We start from the raw sequence: 22009 nt of genomic DNA, 5'->3' as shown, positions 1-22009 counted from the left end.
GAACGATGGCGATCGAATGGCCAACCCAGGTGTGCCCGGCTGAGATGAGTTGGGGCATGGTCTATAACAACCGCGACTTCAGCTCCACGCTGAATAACAGCCAGCAGATCGTGGGCTATCCAGGTTCGTACTGGAAATGCTCACTTTCGCTACCTCCGTTGACCCGCGACCGAGACCGGATCGTGACTGCTTTCATGGGGCGCCTGCAGGGCCGCTTTGGCACGTTCAAACTGCCCGCGTTCACCCGTCGGCGCACTGACAACATCGGCGCTCCCGTGGTGCTGGGCGGCCTCGCAATGGCCTCCCACATCACGCTGGGGGCTGTGTCGGTAAACCGGAAGGTCTTTAGTCAGGGCGACTACATCACCATTGACGGCGTGATGCATGAGGTGGTTGAGGACGTGGTTTCGAGCGCGCAAGGGGTGGCGGTGCTGCCCCTCAACAGGCGCTTGCGAGCGGCCTTGATTTCCGGCACCCCGGTTGAGTATCGAAACCCTTACTCGATCATGCGCCTGTCTGAGGACAGCTACACCCTGTCGGTCAGGCCCGTAGTGGCTGAACTGACCATCGAATGCCGGGAGGCGTTTTAAATGGCATTGGTTTTCCCTTTCTCGCCGTCGGTGCTGAACATCATTGCCGCCGGCAACTTCACGCCGGTTTTCGCCTGCGAGCTGGATTTTGCCGATGGCATGGTCCGGGCGCATACGGGTACCGGCCAACTGACGATCAACGGCCAGGCCTACGATGGTGTTGGCACCTTCGGGGAAGTGGGCGCGGCCAGCGAGAGCGCAGAATCGGGGTCATCGCTGTCTATTGACCTGACGCTAAACGGCCTGGACAGCTACATCCTTTCCCAGACCTCGGTGGCTGGCTGCCGGGGCCGGCTGGCTCGCCTGATGTTCGTCGTCTATGACGAGGCGGGGAATTACGCCGCCGACATCCTGTTCAGCGGTCGTATGGACGCCGCCAAGTTGTCCTATGGCGGTTCGGCAGGCGACAGCTCGATCACGGTCACCATCATTGACCGGATGGCTGAGTGGAACCGGATTGGTACTGAGCGCTGGACCGACGAGAACCACCGTGCCCGGCATGACGGTGACCGCTTCTTCTACGCCGTTGCCCAGATGGCGGAATGGCCCATCTACTGGGGCGCCAAGAAAGACGCGCCGTCCTTCACCTACGAGTAAACGCCATGCGCTATCGAGACTGGCCCACGAGGCTACACGAGACCATCCAGGCCGCTTTCGAGCGGCCTTTTTTGTGGGGCGAATTTGACTGTTGCCTGTTTGTAGCGGACTGCGCGGTGGCGATCTGCGGCGTTGACCCGGCGAAGGAGTACCGCGGGCGGTACAAGACAGAGATCGGCGCCAAGCGCGTGATGGCGTCGACGCACGGATCGGTCGAGGCGGCGCTGGACACCTGCTTCGAAAGGGTTGATGTGCAGTTCGCTCAGCGCGGCGACATCGTCACGTTCGAAAACGAATCGGGGAAGTGCGTGGCAGTGCTCTGGAGTGGCCGGTATTGGGCGGCTACCGAGTCTGGTGCTGCAGCCGTTGATTGCGAGCCCTTGGTGGCCTGGAGAGTTGAATAGTGGGAAGCTCGATCAAATCAGTCGTGAAGCTCGTCACTGCGCCCATCAAAGCGCTTTACGACCCGGTGGGCGCCTTCAAGGACGTGTTCGGCGGCGTGCAGGGTATCTTCGCGGGCCTGACCGGTGCGGCCAAGGTTTCGGGGGCCGGCAGCTCGGAGCCCAGCTCACAGACTGTCCGCTCCTCCAAGGCCCCGGTGCGCTTCATTCTCGGTCGGGCCAGCACCGGTGGTGTGCTGGCCTGGATTCAGGAGCAGCCTGGCGACCAGACCAGTGGCGAGTGGCTGCACATCGTTTACGTGCTGTCTGAGGGGGCCATCGCGGGCGTCGATCAGATCTACGTAGATGAGCGCCCGCTGTCTGAGCTGGGGGAGAATGCCACGTCTGAGGTGATCATTGACCCGGCCCAGGTTAACGCCTTCCTTTTGGCCAACTGCCCAGACTGGCGCCAAGAGCAGATCGGTCGGGGCCTGTCGTTTGTCCGGCTGTCGTTCAAGTACGACGCCGAGAAGTTTCCGTCGGGCATACCGGATGTGCGTTTCGTGGTTCGTGGGCGACGCGACATTTATGACCCCCGCAACGGGAGCTCCGGCTATTCGGCCAACACAGCGCTGCTGATCCTCTGGTATCTGCGCAACCGCTGTGGCATTCCCGACGACGAGATCATCTTCCAGTCCTTTGCCAGTGCGGCCAACATCAGTGATGAGGCCGTTGGTGGGCCGGACGGCACAGTGACACCTCGCTACTTTGCAGGTGCCGTCATTGGCGCCGACGAGAAGCGCAATACCGTTTTGGACAACCTGCTGTCGGCCTGTGCCGGCACCTTGATCCGGGTCGGCGGGCGCTGGTCGCTCCAGGTGGGCGCCTACTATGGGCCGGCCGACTTCACCATCAACGAAGACATGGTGATCGGTACCGTTGAGGGCACGACCGAGGTCAGTAACAGCGATGCCATCAACACCATGCGCGGGACGTTTGTTGACCCTGCACAGGCCTGGGCTGAGACCGACTACCCCGAGGTCGCGATTCAGGACTGGATCACCGCAGACGGTGGCGAGCTCGCTGAGTCGCAGTCGTTTGCCTATGTGACAGACGCCTACCTGGCGCAGCGGCTCGCAAACATCAGCCTACGACGCCGACGCTCCGGCGGCTCTGTATCCATGCCGTTGAACTTCAACGGCTACAACTGCCGCCCGGGGCGTGCAGTCAAGGTCGATCTGCCTTCGCTGAACATTCTGGGCGAGTTCATGGTCACGGAGTGGACCATGGGCGCTGCCGATGCCTGCAAAGTGACCCTCAAGCCCTACGAGCAGGCCATCTTTGATGATGCTGTGGGCCAGCCCTACGACCCGCTGGGGTTCATCAACCTGCCCGTGGGCGGCCTGGCTGCAGTCACCGGCCTGGCGTGGACGCCCAGCAGCGTGGCCGAGATCATCCAAGGCGTTCTCAGCTGGGTGTCCCCGGCGCAGACCGTGCTGAGCTACACCGTGACGATCCGCAAGGGCACTGAGGTCGTCCAGTCGCTCAAGGTGGGCGGGGAGGCCGTAAGCTGCAACATCAATGGCCTGGCCTCCGGCACCTATGCCATGAGCGTCGTTGCCTTCGGCCCGGGTACCCGATCGGGCGAGGCGAGCATCAACGTGAACGTGGGCGGTCCGCCCGTGCCAGAGAGTTGCGATTATTTCGCCTCGGTGGACAGCATCACCCTGGTACCGGTCAACCGGCAGAACAGCCTGAACGGCGGGACGTACGAATACTTCCATGCGACCAACCCCCAAGCGCCCATCGCTGATGCCGTGTACCTGGGGCAGGGACTGACCTTCACCCACACGGGGTTGGCGTTTGCCAAGCAGTACTTCTACTACGTGCGTTCGGCCAACGCTTATGGGAAGAGCGATTTCCTGTACGTGGCTGCCGCAACGTCCGATGACCCCACGCAGATGCTCGAGGTGATCAAGGGCGAGATCCTCGAAAGCCACCTTGGCCAGCAACTCACCGAGAAGATCGACCTTATCGATGGCAATGGCCCTGGGTCGGTGAACGAGCGAGTGGGTTCCGCCAAGACCGAGCTGGCTCAGCAAATCAGCGAGGTCAACAACGCGCTGGCCACCGCCAAGGGCAACCTGGAGCAGCAGATTACTGCTACAAACCAGAATGTCGCGGACGCTAAATCTGCCCTCGAGCAGCAGATCGCCGTGGTGGATGGGGAGGTTGACGCTGCCAAGGCCGACCTGCAGCAGAAAATCGACTCGGTATCTGTACTGGCCGGCTCGTTGCCGTACAACAAGGACAAGACCTACACCACCAATCAGGGGGTGCTGGGTGCTGACGGCAAGCTGTATCAGGCGCTGAAAGCGGTACCGAAGAACACTCCGCCACCGAACGCGACCTATTGGACCGACGTTGGCCAGGCCATTGTCACGGCGGCCGGCACAGCTTCGCGCGTGTCGAAGGTCGAAACCGACGTGTTCACGCTGGACGGCAAGAGCACGGCCCAGGCGTCGCAGATCGGCGGGTTGCAGTCAGGGCTGACGGCAACCAACCAGAACGTGACCGCCGCCCAGCAGGCCGCAGATGCGGCAAACACGCTGGCGGGTGGCAAGGGCAAGGTGATCATCCAGGCAGCGGCCCCGGCCGTTGCTGACCGTTTGGCGCAGAACCTGTGGATTGATACCACGGGCAACGCCAACACCCCGAAGCGCTGGAACGGTACCACCTGGGTGGCGGTCACGGACAAGGCGGCTTCCGATGCGGCGGCCGCCGCCCAGTCGGCGCTGTCTCAGGTCGCCTTGAAGGCCGATGCCACCGTGGTCAACAACGTTGCCACCCGGGTCAGTGAGGCCGAGGGCAAACTGTCGTCCCAGGCCACCCGCATGGATGGGATGCAGACCAGCATCGACGGCAAGGCCAGCTCACAGGCGCTGCAGCAGGTCACGAGCCGCGTCACGGGCACTGAGCAAAAGGATGCCGAGCAGGATCAGAAGCTGACGTCGCAAAGCCAGGCGCTTGTCTCGCTCAGCGACAGCGTGTCCAAGAAGGCCGAGGCGGCCACCGTCCAGGCCCTGAGCAACGAGGTCAACCAGCACGGCCAGGACCTCAGCGCGCAGGGGCAGTCGCTGACCAAGATCAATGCGGCCTTGCCGCTGGTGGGCGGTGAGAACCTGGTTTACAACCCGTCGTTCGAAAGGCAGACCGATAATAACGGCACGGCCCAATACTGGTGGTACGACAGTTCGAGCAACGTTGGCAGCCGAGCTCCGAGCCTGGTCCCTTCGACGCTGGCAGCTGGGGTCGCGCAGCGCCTCGATGTCACCGGTATTCCAACCAATGGCTGGGCGCGGGTTTACCTACGCGCATCGCTCAAGGCAATCAAGGTTCGAGCGGGCGCCGTCTACACCGCCTCGGTCTACATGCGAGGTACTGCAGGGCTGCGGATCCTGGCGCAGGTTTATAGCCGGAATGCTGCTGGCGTCAACGGCGTTTCATGGGCGGGCGCTCGCATCGATGCTGCTGAAACATGGCAGCGGGTTTCGGTTACGTTCACTGCTACTACCGAGACCTTCGACGTCTGGCCAGCGGCGGTTGTTTACGGTGGGGACGGGGTTACGGCCGGATTTGTCGAAGTCGACCAGTACCAACTAGAGGAAGGCGCCCAGGCAAGTGGTTGGCGCGACAATGGACAGGTCGAGGCCAGCAACCAGGCGGCTACAGCGGCCGCTGTCGATGCCATGTCCGCCAAGGTGATCCAACACGGCGCTGACCTGGCCAGCGTATCGAGCAAGACCACCTCACTGGAAAACAGCCTCACCACTACCAACGGCAACGTCACTACGGCCCAGCAGGCCGCCCAGGCGGCTGCCGATGCTGCAGGCGCCAAGGGCAAGGTGCTGTACCAATCGACCGCGCCGGCTGTAGCGGACCGGTTGGCTCAGAATTTGTGGATCGACACCACCGGCAACGCCAACACGCCGAAGCGCTGGAATGGCACAGCCTGGACGGCCGTGACGGACAAGGTGGCCACGGATGCGGCTGCAGCGGCCCAGTCGGCGCTGAGTCAGGTGGCGCTGAAGGCGGATGCCTCAGCACTGCAGACTTTAGGCTCTACGGTCTCGCAGCAGGGACAGCAGATCACCGCCGATGGCCAGTCGATCACCCGAATCGACACCTCGTTGAGCCAGCTGAAAGGGGATGTCGCAGCGAACGCCTCGGCCACTGCTGGGCTGTCGGGGCGGGTCACCGCCAACGAGAACGCACTGACCAGCGTGTCCGGTCAGGTCGTGCAACTGAGCAACAGCCTGGGTGATGTGGGCGCCGAGAACCTGGTCTATAACCCCTCGTTCGAAAAGCAGGATGCCGGTACCCCTGGCATGGCGGATGGCTGGTGGCACGACGCCTCGGGCACATCGGTCACCCGTACACCTTCGCTGGTGCCATCGACGTTGGCGTCGGGTTTCGCCCAGCGGCTGGAGGTAGCGGGCCTGACGCCGAGCACCTGGGCGCGGGTTTACCAGCGGTCCACACGCCGATTCAAAGTGGTTCCGGGCAAGACGTACACTGCTTCGGTGTACCTGCGCGGCACGGCCGGTCTGCGTATCCTGCCGCAGGTATACGGAGTCAATGAGGCCGGCAGCAGCAGCGGATCGTGGGCCGGCTCTCGTGTCGACGCAGGCGAGGCGTGGACTCGGCTTTCGGTCACATTCACTCCTGACGCAAATACCTCCGTGGTCTATCCGGCGTTTGTGGTGTATGCCGGCGCATCAGCTGCAGCTGGGTTTATCGAGGGTGACCAATACCAGCTGGAGGAAGGTGCTGTAGCGACGGGCTGGCGGGATAACGGCCAGGTCAACAGTGCCAATCAGGCGGCGACCGCGACGGCGGTGGAGGCTTTGAATTCCAAAGTGACCCAGCAGGGCGCGGACTTGGCCAGCACGTCGAGCAAGACCACCAGCCTGGAAAACAGCCTGAGCACCACCAATGGCAACGTGACGGCCGCGCAGACAGCGGCGCAGAACGCGGCCGCACTGGCAGGCAGCAAGGGAAAGGTCATCGTCCAGGCGGCCGCGCCTGACGTAGCGGACCGTGTTGCACAGAACCTGTGGATCGACACCACGGGCAACGCCAACACGCCGAAGCGCTGGACCGGCACGACTTGGCAGGCGGTGACGGACAAGGTGGCCACGGACGCGGCGGCAGCGGCGCAGTCGGCACTGTCGCAAGTGGCGCTCAAGGCGGACGCGTCGGCTCTGCAGACCATGGGTTCTACCGTGTCGCAGCAGGGCCAGCAGCTCATCGCTGACGGCCAGGCGATCACGGGTATCAACGCATCGTTGACCCAAGTGAAAGCGGACGTGGCGGCGAATGCGTCGGCCACCTCGGGGCTGTCGGGGCGGGTGACGGCCAGCGAGAACAACCTGGCCAGCGTGTCCGGTCAGGTTGTGCAGCTGAACAACAGCCTGGGCGATGTGGGCGGCGAGAACCTGGTCTACAACTCGTCTTTCGAGGAAGTAGACCCCGGTACGCCGGGGGTCGGCAACGGTTGGTGGTACGACGGCAGCGCCGGTACACGGGTGCCTAGCCTCGTTCCCTCGACGGTCGCGCCGGGCAACGCCCAGCGCCTTGACATCACAGGCCTTTCGCCAAGTGCCTGGGCCCGCGTTTACGTGAAGCAGAGCATGCGCTTCAAGGTCACCCCCGGGCAGACCTACACGGCTTCGGTTTACGTCCGGGGCACCCCTGGGCTGCGAGTGTTGGTAGCGGTCTACAACCTCAATGCGGCGGGCAGCAATACGGCTTCGTGGGCTTCGGTCCGGCAGGACGCCACGCTGGATTGGGTGCGCCTGGCCGTGACCTTCGTCGCTAGCTCCGACACCGTCCTGCTGTATCCGTCGGTGGTGGTGTACGGCGGCGCCAGTGTCACCGGTGGTTTTATCGAGGCCGACCAGTACCAAGTGGAGCGTGGAGCGGTGGCCACGGGCTGGCGTGATAATGGGCAGGTAAGCGCGGGCAAGTTGGCGGCTAACGCCAGTGCGACCGAGGCCTTATCGTCCAAAGTGACCCAGCAGGGCGCGGACTTGGCCAGCACGTCGAGCAAGACCACCAGTCTGGAAAACAGCCTGAGCACCACCAATGGCAACGTGACGGCGGCGCAGACAGCGGCGCAGAACGCGGCCGCACTGGCAGGCAGCAAGGGCAAGGTCATCGTGCAGGCGGCGGCGCCCGATGTGGCGGACCGTGTGGCGCAGAACCTGTGGATCGACACCACGGGCAATGCCAACACGCCGAAGCGCTGGAATGGCACGACCTGGCAGGCGGTGACGGACAAGGCGGCCACGGATGCGGCGGCAGCGGCGCAGTCGGCGCTGTCGCAAGTGGCGCTCAAGGCGGATGCATCGGCCCTGCAGACGATGGGCACCATTGTGGCGCAACAAGGGGCCGAGCTGGTGAATCAGGCGGCATTGACCACGCAGCTCAAGGCGTCGATGGCGCAGCAGTCTGACAACCTGATCTTGAGAGGCACGTTCGAAGACGGGCTCGTGCAGCCTTGGACGGCCAGCCCTGTGGTTGTGGCCGTTTCGGCGCACGCGTCGGCCGGCAAGGCGATTGCGTTCTATGGCAACAGCTTCTGCGGACTGGAGCGCAACGTGTTGACCAAGGGCGGCGAGCAGTTCGACCTGTCGGCCGATATCTTCGCGGGCTACATGACCAGCGGGCAGATTGCCCGGATGCAAATGCAGTTCTTCGACAAGGCCGGCGCGGCCATCAGCTACTTGGACGCCTTTGCGGTGGTGTCCGGGCTTGGTTCTTTCAAAGCCTATTCCGGCCGTATCACTGCCCCGGCCGGCGCTGTATCGGCCCGATTCTTGACCCGCCTGGAACCCTCGGACGGCAGCGGCCGGGCGCTGTGGTGCAACCTCGTGGCGCGCCGGGTATCGGAGGCCGAGGCCGCCACGGCGAATGCTGTCAGCAGCGTGACCAGCACCGTCAACCAGCAGGGTGAAAAGCTCACTGCCGAGACGCAGCGAATCGATGTCTTGTCCGCATCGGTAGGCAGCGCCCAAGCAGCGATTCAGAACGAGATAACCGCGCGCACCAACGCTGACTCGGCACTCAGCCAGCAGATCCAGACCACGCAGTCGACCTTGGGGGACACGACTGCATCTGTACAGCGAGTCAGCACGACGCTCAACCAGCTCAATGGCGTGGCGAACGCCTCGGAAGTGGTCAAGGTTCAGATCACTGCCAATCGCATCCGCCATGTGGCCGGGTTTGGCCTGAGCATCGACAACTCCAAAGGTGCGGTTCAATCCACGTTTGCGATCCTGGCCGACAGGTTTGCGATTCTCAACCCTTCTGGCGATGCAGTTTCAAGCCCGTTTGCGGTGGTCGGCAACCAGACGTTCATCAGTGATGCGTATATCCGGGACGCAAGTATCGGTAATGCCAAGATCACGAATGGTGCCATCACTACCGCGAAGATCGGCGAGGCGGAGGTGGACACGCTGCGTATTCGGGGTAACGCAGTGACCATTCCGGTAGGTGCCTTTGCATCTGCCAGCTCGGTCAGCGTGACGGTAACGCTCGACGGTAATTACCCCGTGTTTTTGCTCGGATCGCTCACGCAAACCTATTACTCGGACATTTCGATGACCAGGAATGGGGTTGCGCTGTGGGTCGAGCGACCGCAAGGGAGCAGCATCGCCAGCCGCGGAGTGATGGACTACCCAGGGCCAGGCACGCACACCTACACCCTTTCCTCAAACCACGCCGGTAACACTAACGGCGCCTCGATTCTTGCGGTGGTATGCAAACGATGAGCAGTTTGACCTTGGATGGGGACGATCCGTATGAGGTCGTCTCGTACTTTGTTACGGACCAGCAGAATGTGGTTATTCAGTCAGGCACCTCCCAGCGCCTGCACCTGAATGACCACGCCACGGGCGGCGTGCTGCACCTTGGCACGGCGCCTCAGGGACGCTTCAAGTACATCGACGGTGAGTTTGAGCCCCATGCGCCCGATGTCAGTTATGACCTGGCGCGCCGGGGCGGGTACCCGCCCATTGAGGAGCAGTTGGACATGCTCTGGCACGCCATGGACCAAGGGGCGATGCCCAAGGCCGAACCCTTCTACACGACCCTGCAACGGGTCAAGCAGCAACACCCTAAAACCTGAACGCAACACCTACCCAATGCCCGCCGTCGAGCGGGCTTATTTTTATCTGGAGAAAACCTATGCCATTTGTCGCCATCAACCTGAGCAATGACTACGAAGTTGCCAACAAAACCCGCTACGCCACCCAAGAGGAGGCTGACGCCCGGGCCCGCGAGATCCTGACCCAGTTCCCGGCAGCCCAGGTCTGTGTCGCGCAGGTGCTGAAGGACTACACCGCCAAGGTCTCCATCAGCGCGAAAGATCCGGCAGAGCCTGCACCGGAGCCTGAAGCGCCTGTCGCCTGACGATACTAGTAACAAACCTATGCCCGCCGAGTGCGGGCTTTTTTACGCCTGGAGAAAACCCATGTCCGCACGCGGCATCCGCAACAACAACCCGGGGAACATCGATTTCAATCAACGCAATGCCTGGCAAGGTCAGATTGGTTTGGAGGTCGGCGTGGCCAAGCCGCGCTTTGCCCGCTTCGATGAAGCCGAGAACGGTATCCGCGCCCTAGGCAAGCTCCTGCTCAACTACCGGGGCAAGGACGGCATGCCCGGGGTTGGCCGCCCAGGTATCGACACCCCGCTGGAGTTCATCAGTCGATGGGCTCCGTCCACTGAGAACAACACCCTGGCCTACGCACAGGCCATTGCCAAGCGCCTCGGCGTTGGCGTGCGCGACTCCATCGACATCTCCAAGCCGCGGGTGCTGCGCGAGGCGGTGGTGGGCATTATCGTCCACGAGAACGGCGGCAACCCGTATAAGGCTGAGGTGATCGATGAAGGCATTCGGCGGGCACTGGCATGATGCTGTCGACGGTGGAGGGCAGTCGTATGGCCGCCGTACTGTTTGGTTCGGCGCTGCTGATCGGTGCTGGTGCTGCAGGTGGTACCTGGTTGGCGGCCGACCATTACCGTCCTCTGTTGGATCAGGCCAATAAGGAGGCGGCGACCTGTGTTGCTGCCCGGGACAACCTCAGCGGGCTGGCCGCAGAGCAGGGGAAGGCTTTGGGCGACCTGACACAGGCCGCGAACGAACGCCAGGCCAAGGCTGAGCAGGCGGTAACCGAAGCCAAGATTAGCGCTGGATCCGATTACGCCGCAGCGAACCGGCTGCAGCAGGAGCGCACCGGTGGCGACCAGTGCGCCGCTGCTATATCAATCATCGACAAGGAGCTGGGGTTATGAGCCCGGGCCTGAACTCGCGCTCCTGTGGGAGCGGAATAGGGTGGTTTCGATCTGCAGGCCGCGCAATCCGTGGCCTTGCCCGTAGGAGCGGACTGGTGCTGACCCTGGGCCTAGCAGGGTGCGTCGGCAAGGTAGAGCCGCAGATCCAGTACGTGCGCGTCGAGGTGCCAGTACAGGTGCCGTGCCGCACGCCGGAGGTGGCGGTACCGGCTTGGTCGGCCGCCGGCCTTCGAAAGACCGACAGCCTGGAGGTGAAGGTGCGAGCGCTGCTGGCCGAGCGTCGGCAGCGCATTGGGTACGAGCGACAGTTGGCAGCGGCCTCTGTTGCTTGTCAGTGATCAGAACTCAGGGAGCTCGCCAAGGTTGTCACGTTTTTTGTTGTTCGGCTCGGTAGTCAGGAATAGATTCTCAATTACCGTCACCTGAGAACCCTTATCCCACTTGCCGTTTGCATTCAGAGTTCGGGTTTGGAACGTCGCTTTGTCTAGGCGGATGAGATCTGCCACAAATGCCCGTGATACAAGCCGCCATTTGCCTATGAAAATTTTGGTCCGGCCGTCTTCGCCAACTACGCGCTCCTCCTCGCGAACTCTGACCTGATCGATGTGCTTCCGATCTTTGGTGTACCTTACCGCCGTGATGCAAAAGTCCGCCATGCTCATCTCCTGCTGGCTGCCGCCTCGACGCTGAGGCTATGCGTATCTGATGGCTGGAAGCGCCCTATTCAAGGGTGAGAGTGTCAATTTGATGGCATTGCAAGCGGTTCGCAAAGCTGGGGGAATTTTGGGGGAATCGATCCCCCCAATGATGTGGAATGCTGTTGTGTTGTGCTGCGTTGAAGTGCCTAATTTTATTGGGTTTTACAAAATAAGCTCAAAAAAATATGAGGGCGAAAACGGATTCGAAATCCGTTGTACTGGCAACAGTACCTAGGGTTCAAATCCCTATCTCTCCGCCATACAAGATCAAGCCCCTGAAAGCGAAAGCTTCAGGGGCTTTTTCGTTGTGCGTCGCTAAAGTGGTTGAAGTCAGCAGCCCCAATTGCGCGGGGCGAGCCTATGAGGAAGCGGGGAGTTTCTTGAGCGGTCTGACCGTGAGCTCTACACCCAAGGCAAGCATGAGCTTCTGAATAGTAGTGAAACGGGTTTTATCGCCGCCCTTCAACGTTTTGTAAAGCGACTCACGATTCACGCCTGCGTCTTGCGCAAACTGATTCATGCCCTTGGCTTTTGCCACTTCCCCCAAGGCATGCATCAGGGTTTGCGCATCGTTAGCCTTCATTGCCTCTGCCAGGAAAGCCGCAATGGTTTCGGGACTGTTCAGAAACCGGGAGGCCTCGAAGCGTTTGGTACTGCTCAAATCGAGTTCAAGGATGGGCATGTCTTCGGCGGTGAATGTGTCGCTCATCGTTGTTTACCTCGTATAACATCAAGGATTTGCTTGGCGCGCTTAATGGCTCTGAGCTGGTCCGCTTTATCGCTACCGTAGAGCATCAGGTAGCGGGTTGAGCCCGTTATAACCGGGGCCGACAAACACTCGCATCTCACTGACGCCATCGCCAACAGACTCGATATCGCCAAAGCTGCCATTTTCCGCTCGTGCGAGTCTTGCGGTGACTGCACCTTTGCCGATCGGATCTTTCACGCCATCCAGCCAATCGTCAAATTCCGACGTAGTGTCGATCTGATTCGGCATGCATTAAATGTAGCCTAGTGGCTACTCCTTGTATATGAGAGATCGACGGAGTTGCGTTGCAGTCCTGTGTGGACGTAGTAACCGCCACGAAAAGGGGCGCATAGAAGTGATGGCCGCCTGTCATCGTCAGTCGTTGAATGGCCATGACGTGATGAGGCTGACGTGATGAGGCTAAGGCGCAAGTTGAGCACTGGCAACGGTTGGAGCGGGATTGGTCTGGGTTTGGGAAATGGACTACATCGCCGTGGAAGATGTCGCAGCCCTGCCGTCGGCCGATGGCGCTTTTGGGGTCCTTTTGCGCTGAGACGCGATAAATGAAACCCCTGGGTGCATCGCGTCTCCAGGGGCTTTTCCGTTCCGGCCTTACTTTTTCATCATCCCCAATTCAGCATCATCCAGCAGCGCCTTGGCCATGGCACTCAGGTAGTGCGAGGCCCAGATCAGTTTCTGGTCGCCGTCCATCAGGCCGGTGATGATCAGGTCGCGCACGTAACCCATCAGTTCGGATGCTTGTTCGCGGGCGTTCTCGCAGGGGATGCCGGGTTCGATGCGGAACAGCGGGTGGGTGTTGTTTTCGCCTTGGTAGAAGCAGGTCTTGCCGACTGTGGTGGGTTCTTGTGTGTTGTCGGTGGGCATTGATTTGTTTCCCGGTTCTGGTTGCCTGGGCTGGCCTCTTCGCGGGTGAACCCGCTCCCACAGGTGGTGTGCAGTGCCTGAGGTCGGAGATAACCCTGTGGGAGCGGCTTTAGCCGCGAAGAGGCCCGGCCTGCTAGTGCAAGGTGTACGGCTCAGTGGGTAAGTGCGGCCGCATCTGCAATTGCATCAATGCCGACTCGACCAGGCTCTGGACTGCCTCCATTTCATGGATCACGGCCTGCATCACAATCGAGCTGTGGGCGGTAGGCTTGAGTTGCACGGACTGGCGGGCGACGGACAGGGCGCAGAGTACGTACTCTGAGGACTGGACCAGGGTGTCTTGCAGGACCTGGGTGGAATCGAGGGAGTAGGGTGGATCAGGGACCATCTTGCGCATACACATCTCCAGGATCATTGGAGCTGCCGCAAGCTTGCTGTCAAACAAGAGGGTGGCAGCTGTACATGGGTTGACAGACCGAGGATCCCGGAGTAACTCGGCGCACACGACGGTGCCCCACGTACAGCCGCCATAAACAGTGCACGTGTGCGGGAAATCGTCGGCCTGTCAAAGCCGGCCGTTGATTTTGCAACGACAAGCCGAGACTAGAGCGTGACCGAGTCCGTCGCAACAGTTAGAGCGGGTTGCCAGTATGTTTGGGAAACGCCCTACAAGGAAGGGAATAATTCTGAGTTCAAGTTGTAGAACATGGTCTGGCCACGCTCAGCGCATCGCCGCCAACTTGATACCAAACCCTACCAGACAAGCCCCCGCCAGCCGTTCGAACAGGTTGCTGATGCGCGGGTTTGCACGCATGCGTTCAGCCAACTGGTGCGTCAGCACCACGGCAATCAGCCCATACGCGAAGGTCACCACCGCCACCGTCGCAGCCATGAAACCGAACGTCACCAGCCCCTGGTGCTTCACCGGGTCGACGAACAGCGGGAAAAACGCCATGTAGAACATGATCGCCTTGGGGTTGAGCAGGGTGATCATCATGGTCTGGCGCAAGTACTGGCCGTTGTCCATGCGGCAGTTGTGTGCGGAGCCACCGGGTTTGCTCAGTAGCATGCGCAGGCCCAGGTACGCCAGGTACGCAGCACCGGCCCATTGCACCATATGGAAGGCCGTGGGGTAGGTGGCCAGCAAGGTGGCGACGCCGGCTACCGCCAGCCACAGCAGCACCTGGTCACCCACGATCACCCCAAGTGTCGCGGCCAGGCCAGCCTTGATACCGCCCTTGCCGGTGGCGGTGATCAGGGCGAAATTGCCCGGGCCGGGGATGGCCAGAAGGATGATGAAGGCGATGACGAATGCGCCGTAGTCGGTGACGCCGAGCATGGTGAGTTCCTGTTGGGCAATACGAAGGCAGTGCCCTGAACTATCGTCGGCAAAGGCTCGCTTTACAACCCAGTCGAGCGCTTTGCTGGCCTCTTCGCGGGTGAACCCGCTCCCACAGGGACTGTGCAGTGCCTGAGGGCGGCGAGGCCGGAGTGCAAACGCTGCCGGCTTGTACTCGTAGATCACACCGGCTTCTCGCAACATTTTGTCTTGAACTGTCAATGGCACCTTGCGCTACAATGCGCCCCCTACAAGCCCCTCACGCCCAGGCCAAACGCCGTAATGATTACGTGCGCTGGGCGGTGACCTCTTCCTGACATGGATTCGTTGGATGCTTCGCGCCGTACTGGTATGCCTCTGCGCCCTTCGCTCGACGGTTGAATTGCCGTTCGTGGCCAGTGCTGCTCTCTCACCCCAAAAACTGCACAACTCTGAATGCTGCCGCCAACTGTTGGCTGCGGTACGCGGCTGTGCGACCCCCGAAAATGGAGTGCTCCACTTGCGTAAGAAATTCGTCGCGTCCCTTCTGGCGGTCGCCATCGCCTCTACCACGGCCTGTGCACAGCTCGGGATCAGCAAAGAGCAAGCGGGCACCGTGATCGGCGGCCTGGCCGGTGTGGCCATCGGCTCGACCATGGGCAGCGGCAACGGCAAGATCGCCGCAGCCCTGATTGCCGGTGGCATCGGTGCCTACGTGGGTAACCGCATCGGCCACATGCTGGACGAGAAGGACCAGCAGGCCCTGGCGCTGCGCACCCAGGAAGTACTGAGCCAGCAGCAGACCACTGCCAGTACCCAGCCAGTGACCTGGAAGTCTGACCACTCGGGCGCCACCGCCCAGATCGTGCCGGGCAAGGAATACACCCAGACCAAAAAGGTTGAGGTCAAGCGTGCGCCGAAGATTCAGGCGGTGCCGTCGATGAAGCTGATCAACGAGCCATACGTGACCATCAGCGACAACCTTAACGTGCGCGCCGCTCCGAACCAGACGGGTGAAAAAGTCGGCAGCCTGAAGAACCATACCGAGTTCACCGCCGTCGGCGCCACTGGCGACTGGATCCTGGTCGGGCGCAAGGGCGTGACCGTGGGTTACGTGCACAAGAACTACGTCGAGCCCAAGGCGCAGGCCTTGGCCAAGCGCGTGACGCCAGCGGTGAACCTGGACGAGCTGGACGTTGCCGCCAACAAGGAAACCCAAGGCTTCGACCTGGATTCGGTGCAGTCGCTGCCGACCGAAACGGTCGCCGCCGAAGCTGCCTGCCGCCCGGTCACTGTCAGCCTGAAGTCGCAAAGCGGCAAGACCGAGCAAGAGCAGAACACCTTCTGCAAACAAGCCAACGGCACCTGGGAACTGATCTGAGGAACTCCATGAAAAAGCACGCGCTCGCGCTGGCTGTGGTCGGCGCTTGTGGTCTGGTACCGCAGGCGTTCGCCCACGAGCTGGCCTTCTCGAAGAAAGAAAACATCAAGGTCGAAGTGCCAGGGGATGCCACCACGTGGTGCAAACCCGAGGTTGAACTGACCATCACCCGCCCGGCGTGGGACAACCAGGAACTGCTATCGGGGTTGCTGACCAAGCTGCCGTTCGTGTTTGCCAAGGACTGCTCGACTGCCAAGGTAAGCTGGAAGGCGGTTGATGCCAAGGGTAACCTCTACGCCAGCGGCTCGGGCAATGCCGGCAACCTGGGCCTGGTGACCTTGGCTGCTGCGCCTGCTGCACCTGCCGCCGCCGCCGCCCCGGCGCCCGCCCAGGCAGCACCTGTTGCAACTGCCCCGGCACCTGCTGCTTCGGCACAAGCCCCGGCCGCCGCGGCCGCTGCGCCAGCCCCAACCGCTGAGCCGGCCCCCGCGGTCGTTGAAGCAGCGCCGGCGAAAGCAGAAGTTGCCCCAGCCCCTGAAGTTGCCGCAGCACCTGCGCCAGCACCGGCTGCCGAAGCCCCGGCAGCAGCCCCCGTCGTTCCGCCCGTGCCTGCACCTGCCGCTGCAGTAGCCGCTGCCCCCACGTCGGACTTCGGTCGCGCCGTGGTGCTGGAGAACCGCAACCTGATGCAGGTAACGGACGGCGCGGGCTGCAAATGGGTGCTCAGCCGCGAGATCATCGGCAATGGTGACACCCTGTCGTTCGGCACCACCCCGGCCATGCCCTGCCCGGCGTCCGGCTTTGGTGAAGGCAGCTTCGAAAAAATCACCTGGAAGGCCGTGGGTACCTACCGTGGCGATAACTGGAACCGCGTTTACGCCCACCCGAGCGGCTTGATCTTCAACAAGAACCTCGAGCCTGCGGTAAAGGACAAAGCCGTTTCCTACCTCACGGCGCAAGCCGACCAGGCCGCATTCCTGGTTGGCGAAATCCCCAGCCGGCAGATGAAGGTGTACCTGACGTTCACCCGTTCCAGCTACGGCGTGCTGCGCCCGTTTAGCAGCGACCCTTACTACGTGGCGGTCACCCCTGACGAGTCGTTCGCCCTGGACGCGGCCAAGTACAAGGAAGCCGCGCTGGAAATCTTCGACCTGATCAAGGCCACCTCGCCGACCACCACCGATGTGGCCAACCTGTTCATCGTCAAGGACCTGTCGGCGATTTCGAACAACATCTGGGGTAACGATGCCCAGAAGATCACCCGCAACCGCATCGGCATCAACCGCCAAGGCCTGTTCTTCGATGTGCGCGATGGTGCGAACTGGGCGGTTCAGCGAGAGCAGCAGCGTGTGCGTGAAGAGCGTCAGCGCCAGCAGGAACTGGCCCGCGTGCACACCCGGGTGCTGGAGCGTTACCAGCAGTTGCAAGACGGCATGAGCGACTTCAAGGGGCGCGAAACCGAGGCCCTCGCGCAGATGGCCGGCATCAAGGTGCGCTTCGCTTCGCCGCTGGCGCAGCAAGACCCTGCGACGTCGGCCCGGGTGGCGCCGATGATGGTGCACGTGACCGGCAAGAAGGGCGACTTCTACACCATCGACTTCCCGAGCACCGGCCGTCTGGTCGCCGACGAGGAATACAGCGAAGGCTGGTACGTGACCCAGGTGGCGAACGCCACGCCGTACTACCCGCTGGACGATGGCCGCGCCGTGCCAACCTACCGCGCCTACAGCGTGGGTGAGCCTGAGGCCTGCAAGCAGGACCACTGTGCCGACCGTGTGTCGTTCGGCGCCGTGCTGGCCAAGGAATTCCCCAACGCCGGTATCGATTTCAGCTGGACCCCCGAGGTCTCCCAAAAGTACGTGAACGACTGGAACAACGCTTCCGCGATGGTCCAGTGAGGCAAACACCATGATCAAACAGATGAACAAGAAGCAGCTGCTGATTGGCGGTGTTGCCGCGGCGGTGCTGGTGCTCGGCGGTGGCTATGCAATGGTTGCCAGCTCGGGCAAGAAGGCTGCGCTGGCCTATTACGAGGACTTCAAGGAGCGCTACTTCCTTGAGGATGTGCTGTCCGAAGGCGATATTTCCTACTCGGCGTTCTCTGGCAACCTGACTGTTGCCGACCCTGAGATCCGCAAGGCAGCCGCGCAGACCAATGGCGCGCAGCAGTTCATGCGCGGGCTGACCAGCCTGGTGGAGTCCGCTCGCGGTGGTTCGCCGGAAGAAGGCCTGGCGGGTTGGGCCAAGTACCAGCTCAACGTCAGCCGTAATGTTGCCGGCATTTACCTGAAGGCTGACGCGCTGAAGCTGTCCCACGACGGTGATAGCAAAGACGGTAGCATTCACATCCAGCTGGTGGGCATGCAGATGGGCAACCCCTTCGTTGCCAGCAAGGGCGCTGAGGTGGTGCTGGTGGCTGATGTCAGCGACGAGATCCAGCCCCGCGCAGAGCTGGCCGCCAATGGCCGCGCCACTGAGTCGAATTTCGACTGGGGTGCCAACATGGCGGTGCGCCAGCCCTTGACTGGCGCGTTCCTGGTCAGCAGCACGGGCGATTTTGGCACCACGGTTGACCTGGACTTCACCATCAAGCGTTCCAGTGACGGTGAAGGCTCGATGGAGTTTGTCGTGACCCACCGTAACGACGGTTCCAAGGTGGGTGAGATCGTGCGCAAGGCCGACTTCGAGTCGCTGCCGGAGCTGGACGATGTCGAAACCCAGCTCAAGAGCGCGCTTAGCGCCATGCTGATTGGTGCATACAGCCCGTACACCGGTCAGGCGGTATTGGCCGAAGCGGTGAGCGGTTTTGCCCGCAAAGCCAAGGTTGAGAACTACTCGGTGAGCTACAGCGGCTTCAAACCGCTGAAAGAGGCTTACAATGCCTTCCAGCAGCATGTACCGAAGGCGAAGTTCGCTGCCTTCTGTGAAGAGGTTGGCCTGTCGTCGTGGAGCAGCGATTTCGGCGCCAAGGGCAAGAACCACAGCGACTCGGAATGTGCCATCGGGCAGAAACTGGTCGAGGAAGGCAAGTTCGAAGAGCAGTACACTTTCAAGCAAGGCAAGAGCCTGTTTGCAGCGTTGTTCGTAAGCAAGGCGTATCAGCTGGAAACCAATTGACTGGGTGATCGCTGATTGAGGAAGCCCTCGGGAACCATGAGTTGCCGGGGGCTTTTTATTGTAACTAACTATTGGGCAGCCACCTGTCAGTTGCACGCTTGCAACGAAGTTGTGCCACGCACGGCTTGGATCCAAAGCTGGGAGTCTGTATGATCCCGCAGCCATCAGACGATGGTCGAAGATGATTCATTTAAAGGACTTAGTATGAAAAAGCTGTTCAAGGCCACCGTAGCCGTTGCCGTTGTTTCGGGTGTTGCCCTGCTGTCGGGTTGCACTGGCCAAGTTTACAACCAACCGAAAAACTGCACTTACGACTACCTGTTCCACCCTTCGGTTTCCATCTCCAAGATCATCGGTGGCTGCGGCCCGATCGATAAACTGCCTCAGCAGCAGTAATCTTGGCGGTACCCTGATCGCGACGCTTGCGGCGTGATCCAAAGCCCCCGGTCATGTAAATGTCCCGGGGGCTTTTGTTTGAGGGCGGTTTACCAGCGCAGCGACACGGTTCCCAGCAGTGTGCGCTCTTCACCCCAATAGCAGCGCCCGGCGTTGTTGCAGCCTGCCACGTACTCTTTGTCGAACAGGTTGCGGGCATTGACCTCCACCGACCAGTTTTCGTCGATCTCATACCCGACCTTGGCATCCACCAGCGTGACATCGCCGGTATCCAGCTTGCCGTACAGGCTCGCCGGGGTGTACGCGAATGTGCTGTCGAAATGGCGCACGCCGCCCCCGATCTGCAGGCCCTTGAACAGCCCGTCCCGGAAGCGGTAAGTGCTCCATACCGAAGCCTGGTTGCGTGGTACGCCGGTCATTTGGTGGTCTTCATACAGCGACCCGGCCACGTCCTTGGTAATACGCGAATCGGTGTAGGTGTAGGCGGCGGTGAGGTTGAGGTTTTCGCTCAGGTCGCTGATCAATTCCAGCTCCACGCCCTTGGCCCGGCTGGCACCGATCTGGCGGTAGTCACCCACGGCGGAATCGAACAGTACATCGTCCTTCTTGCGCAGGTCGTACACCGACGCGGTGAAGGCGGTGTTCCAGCCTTTGGGTTCGTACTTGATGCCCACTTCGTACTGCTCGCTGGTGGTGGGGTCCAGCGGGCCGTTCCTGCTTTCGGTCTGCTGGGTCGGGGCAAAGGCCGTGGAGTAGCTGAAGTACGGCGACAGGCCGTTTTCGAACTGGTACATCACCCCGGTCTGCCAGGTGAACTTGCTGTCCCAGCTGTCCATGTCGGCTTGCGCGTTAAGGGTACCGGCCTTGTTGCGGAACTGGCTGTTGACCCGGTCCAGGCGCCCGCCCAGCAGCAGTACCCAGTTGTCGACCTTGGTTTGCAGCTGGCTGTAGAGGCCGTACATGGTCTGTTCGAGCAAGGCGTTCTGCACATGCAGGGGCGTACTCGGCTTGCCGTTCCACACCGGGTCGAACACATTGATGGTGCCGCCGTTGCCTGCGTCCCAATCCTGGTTGAACGAGGTGCGGTCCAGGCTCGCACCGATCAGGAAGGTGTGGTCGAACGCGCCGCGGGTAAAGTGGCCTTCGAACTGGTTGTCCAGCGAGTAGGCGATGGACTTGTTGTAGCGGTCGTAGGCCGTGTTGCCCAGGGTGGTGCCGAAGCCGCCATTGTTCAGGTTACCTGGCCACATTTCCTGGCGGTCGATGCGCGACTGCATGTAGCGCGAGTTCTGGCGGAACTGCCAAGTGTCGTTGAAACGGTGGCTGAACGCGTAGCCCAGGCTCCAGGTTTCCCGTTCGAAGTTGTCCCAGTCCGGGTTGCCGGACAACTGGTCTTTGTCGATCTTGCCGTTGGGGTTGTGCAGCAGTGTGCCTGCGGCCGGGTAACCGAGCTCCATCAAGGTGCGGTCGCGCTGGTAGGTCGCCAGCACGGTCAGGCTGTTGAAGTCGTCGAAGTTCAACGTCAGCGACGGCGCGATGTACATGCGGTCGTCGGGTTGATGGTCGACCTGGGTGTCAGACTTGCGGCCCATCATCACCAGGCGGCCGAGCACATTCCCCTCATCGGTCAGCGGGCCGGAAACGTCGACGCCCAACTGGCGCCGGTTGTGCGAGCCGTAGCTCAGTTGCACTTCGCCGCGCGCGTCGGCAGTAGGCCGCTTGCTGACCAGGTTGACCACGCCACCTGGGGCGTTTTCGCCATACAGGATCGAAGTGGGGCCGCGGAACACTTCCACCCGCTCCAGGCCGTAAGGCTCGCTGCTGGTGTCGTAGCGGTTGCCCTGCACCCGCAGGCCATCGCGCAACAGGCCGTAGCCATAGTCGGTGGCATTGAGGCCGCGGATGAAGAACAGGTCACCCGCCTGGCCATCACCGCCGGCAAACGGCGGCGAGAAAATGCCTGGTACATAGCCCAGCACCTCGGTGAGGGTTTGCGATTGCTGGTCATCCATGCGCTGGCGGGTTACCACCGAAACCGAGCGCGGGGTGTCGGCCAGGGCGCTGCTGGTTTTGCTGGCAGTGGCACTGGCTACGGCGCGGTAACCGCTGTCGCCCTGGCCGTCGCTGGCGACCAGGGTAGCGGCGTTGATCGACGTGGCATCCAGTTGCAGGGCGGTGCCATCGGCAAGCGGTTGCAGCACATAGCCCGCGCTGCCTTGGGGCACGGCTTGCAGGCCGCTACCCTGCAGCAGCCGGGCCAGGCATTGGGCGACGCTGTAGCGGCCCTGCAGCCCCTGGCTGGTCTTGCCGGCGGCCAGTTCGTTGCTGCCGGCCAGGTAGATGCCGGCCTGGCTGCTGAACTGGTTGAGGGCGCTGGTGAGCGAGCCGGGGGCGATGTTGAAGCGGGTTTCGGCGCTGGCCGCCTGTTCGGCGTGGGCCAGGGTTGCCGGCAACATCAGTGGCGCGGCAGCAAAAAGCGAAAGTGGCGCGGCAAGCGCCAGGCGGAACGCGGGGTGGAAGGGCGTCGGCATGCTGGTCT

At 61.8% G+C, this 22009-nt stretch carries 19 protein-coding genes and 1 pseudogene; 13 read left to right on the top strand and 7 right to left on the bottom strand.

Annotation, left to right across the window (positions count from 1 at the left end; translation table 11 throughout):
• The first annotated feature begins 5 nt into the window (after nucleotides 1-5).
• The 9 genes from AC07XM_RS13055 (at nucleotide 6) to AC07XM_RS13015 (ending at nucleotide 11265) form a co-directional block, all read left to right on the top strand.
• Complete coding sequence (locus tag AC07XM_RS13055) at nucleotides 6-590, top strand: hypothetical protein (RefSeq protein WP_102690127.1); 585 nt, start codon at nucleotides 6-8, stop codon at nucleotides 588-590.
• Nucleotides 591-1187 carry a hypothetical protein gene (locus AC07XM_RS13050; RefSeq protein ID WP_172455963.1) on the top strand — a complete coding sequence of 199 codons (597 nt, stop codon included), beginning with the start codon at nucleotides 591-593 and terminating at the stop codon, nucleotides 1185-1187. It abuts the gene before it with no gap.
• A 5-nt stretch (nucleotides 1188-1192) separates the two neighbouring features.
• Nucleotides 1193-1591, top strand: a complete 399-nt coding sequence (locus AC07XM_RS13045) for a DUF6950 family protein (RefSeq protein ID WP_063426714.1) — start codon at nucleotides 1193-1195, stop codon at nucleotides 1589-1591.
• Between the two features lie 95 nt (nucleotides 1592-1686).
• A complete protein-coding gene (locus AC07XM_RS13040) occupies nucleotides 1687-9402 on the top strand; it encodes a carbohydrate binding domain-containing protein (RefSeq protein WP_408981011.1) in 7716 nt (2571 codons plus the stop codon).
• Nucleotides 9399-9758: a hypothetical protein gene (locus AC07XM_RS13035; RefSeq protein ID WP_102690359.1), complete on the top strand. Its 360-nt coding sequence runs from the start codon at nucleotides 9399-9401 to the stop codon at nucleotides 9756-9758. The genes AC07XM_RS13040 and AC07XM_RS13035 overlap by 4 nt, the downstream gene beginning before the upstream one ends.
• Before the next feature lie 59 nt (nucleotides 9759-9817).
• Nucleotides 9818-10042 (top strand): hypothetical protein, encoded by a 225-nt coding sequence (locus AC07XM_RS13030; RefSeq protein WP_061202690.1) that lies wholly within the window; start codon nucleotides 9818-9820, stop codon nucleotides 10040-10042.
• 61 nt (nucleotides 10043-10103) lie between these two features.
• Nucleotides 10104-10547, top strand: coding sequence for a structural protein P5 (locus AC07XM_RS13025; RefSeq protein ID WP_102690094.1), 444 nt, complete (start codon nucleotides 10104-10106; stop codon nucleotides 10545-10547).
• 26 nt (nucleotides 10548-10573) lie between these two features.
• Nucleotides 10574-10927: a hypothetical protein gene (locus AC07XM_RS13020; RefSeq protein WP_256596977.1), complete on the top strand. Its 354-nt coding sequence runs from the start codon at nucleotides 10574-10576 to the stop codon at nucleotides 10925-10927.
• Entirely contained in the window at nucleotides 10924-11265 is a 342-nt protein-coding gene (locus AC07XM_RS13015) for a hypothetical protein (RefSeq protein WP_102690092.1), read from the top strand. The genes AC07XM_RS13020 and AC07XM_RS13015 overlap by 4 nt, the downstream gene beginning before the upstream one ends.
• Here AC07XM_RS13015 and AC07XM_RS13010 read toward each other — a convergent pair whose 3' ends face one another.
• The 6 genes and pseudogenes from AC07XM_RS13010 to AC07XM_RS12985 all read right to left on the bottom strand — a co-directional run bounded on the left by AC07XM_RS13010 (nucleotide 11266) and on the right by AC07XM_RS12985 (nucleotide 14597).
• Nucleotides 11266-11583 carry a hypothetical protein gene (locus AC07XM_RS13010; RefSeq protein ID WP_102690091.1) on the bottom strand — a complete coding sequence of 106 codons (318 nt, stop codon included), beginning with the start codon at nucleotides 11581-11583 and terminating at the stop codon, nucleotides 11266-11268.
• A 400-nt stretch (nucleotides 11584-11983) separates the two neighbouring features.
• Nucleotides 11984-12334: an addiction module antidote protein gene (locus AC07XM_RS13005; protein ID WP_102690090.1), complete on the bottom strand. Its 351-nt coding sequence runs from the start codon at nucleotides 12332-12334 to the stop codon at nucleotides 11984-11986.
• A pseudogene (locus AC07XM_RS13000) lies at nucleotides 12331-12622 on the bottom strand (type II toxin-antitoxin system RelE/ParE family toxin). The gene AC07XM_RS13005 and the pseudogene AC07XM_RS13000 overlap by 4 nt, the downstream one beginning before the upstream one ends.
• 363 nt (nucleotides 12623-12985) lie before the next feature.
• Complete coding sequence (locus AC07XM_RS12995; RefSeq protein ID WP_096426658.1) at nucleotides 12986-13258, bottom strand: DUF3077 domain-containing protein; 273 nt, start codon at nucleotides 13256-13258, stop codon at nucleotides 12986-12988.
• A gap of 133 nt (nucleotides 13259-13391) precedes the next feature.
• Nucleotides 13392-13655, bottom strand: coding sequence for a hypothetical protein (locus AC07XM_RS12990; protein ID WP_063427412.1), 264 nt, complete (start codon nucleotides 13653-13655; stop codon nucleotides 13392-13394).
• 324 nt (nucleotides 13656-13979) lie between these two features.
• Nucleotides 13980-14597, bottom strand: a complete 618-nt coding sequence (locus AC07XM_RS12985) for a LysE family transporter (RefSeq protein ID WP_102690089.1) — start codon at nucleotides 14595-14597, stop codon at nucleotides 13980-13982.
• 499 nt (nucleotides 14598-15096) lie between these two features.
• Between AC07XM_RS12985 and AC07XM_RS12980 the strand changes: the two genes are divergently transcribed.
• The 4 genes from AC07XM_RS12980 (at nucleotide 15097) to AC07XM_RS12965 (ending at nucleotide 19470) form a co-directional block, all read left to right on the top strand.
• A complete protein-coding gene (locus AC07XM_RS12980) occupies nucleotides 15097-15957 on the top strand; it encodes an SH3 domain-containing protein (RefSeq protein WP_070086720.1) in 861 nt (286 codons plus the stop codon).
• A gap of 8 nt (nucleotides 15958-15965) precedes the next feature.
• Nucleotides 15966-17855, top strand: a complete 1890-nt coding sequence (locus AC07XM_RS12975) for a hypothetical protein (protein ID WP_102690088.1) — start codon at nucleotides 15966-15968, stop codon at nucleotides 17853-17855.
• Nucleotides 17856-17865: 10 nt separating this feature from the next.
• Entirely contained in the window at nucleotides 17866-19074 is a 1209-nt protein-coding gene (locus tag AC07XM_RS12970; protein ID WP_023047029.1) for a hypothetical protein, read from the top strand.
• Nucleotides 19075-19278: 204 nt separating this feature from the next.
• On the top strand, nucleotides 19279-19470 hold the full coding sequence (locus AC07XM_RS12965) for a YhfL family protein (protein WP_003254720.1): 192 nt from the start codon (nucleotides 19279-19281) through the stop codon (nucleotides 19468-19470).
• Nucleotides 19471-19559: 89 nt separating this feature from the next.
• Here AC07XM_RS12965 and AC07XM_RS12960 read toward each other — a convergent pair whose 3' ends face one another.
• Entirely contained in the window at nucleotides 19560-22001 is a 2442-nt protein-coding gene (locus tag AC07XM_RS12960; protein WP_102690087.1) for a TonB-dependent siderophore receptor, read from the bottom strand.
• Nucleotides 22002-22009: the final 8 nt, after the last annotated feature.

The sequence above is a fragment of the Pseudomonas sp. GW460-LB5 genome (assembly GCF_059423245.1).
The sequence above is the reverse complement of the archived record's forward strand: the minus strand, read 5'-3'. Positions and strand labels throughout refer to the sequence as shown.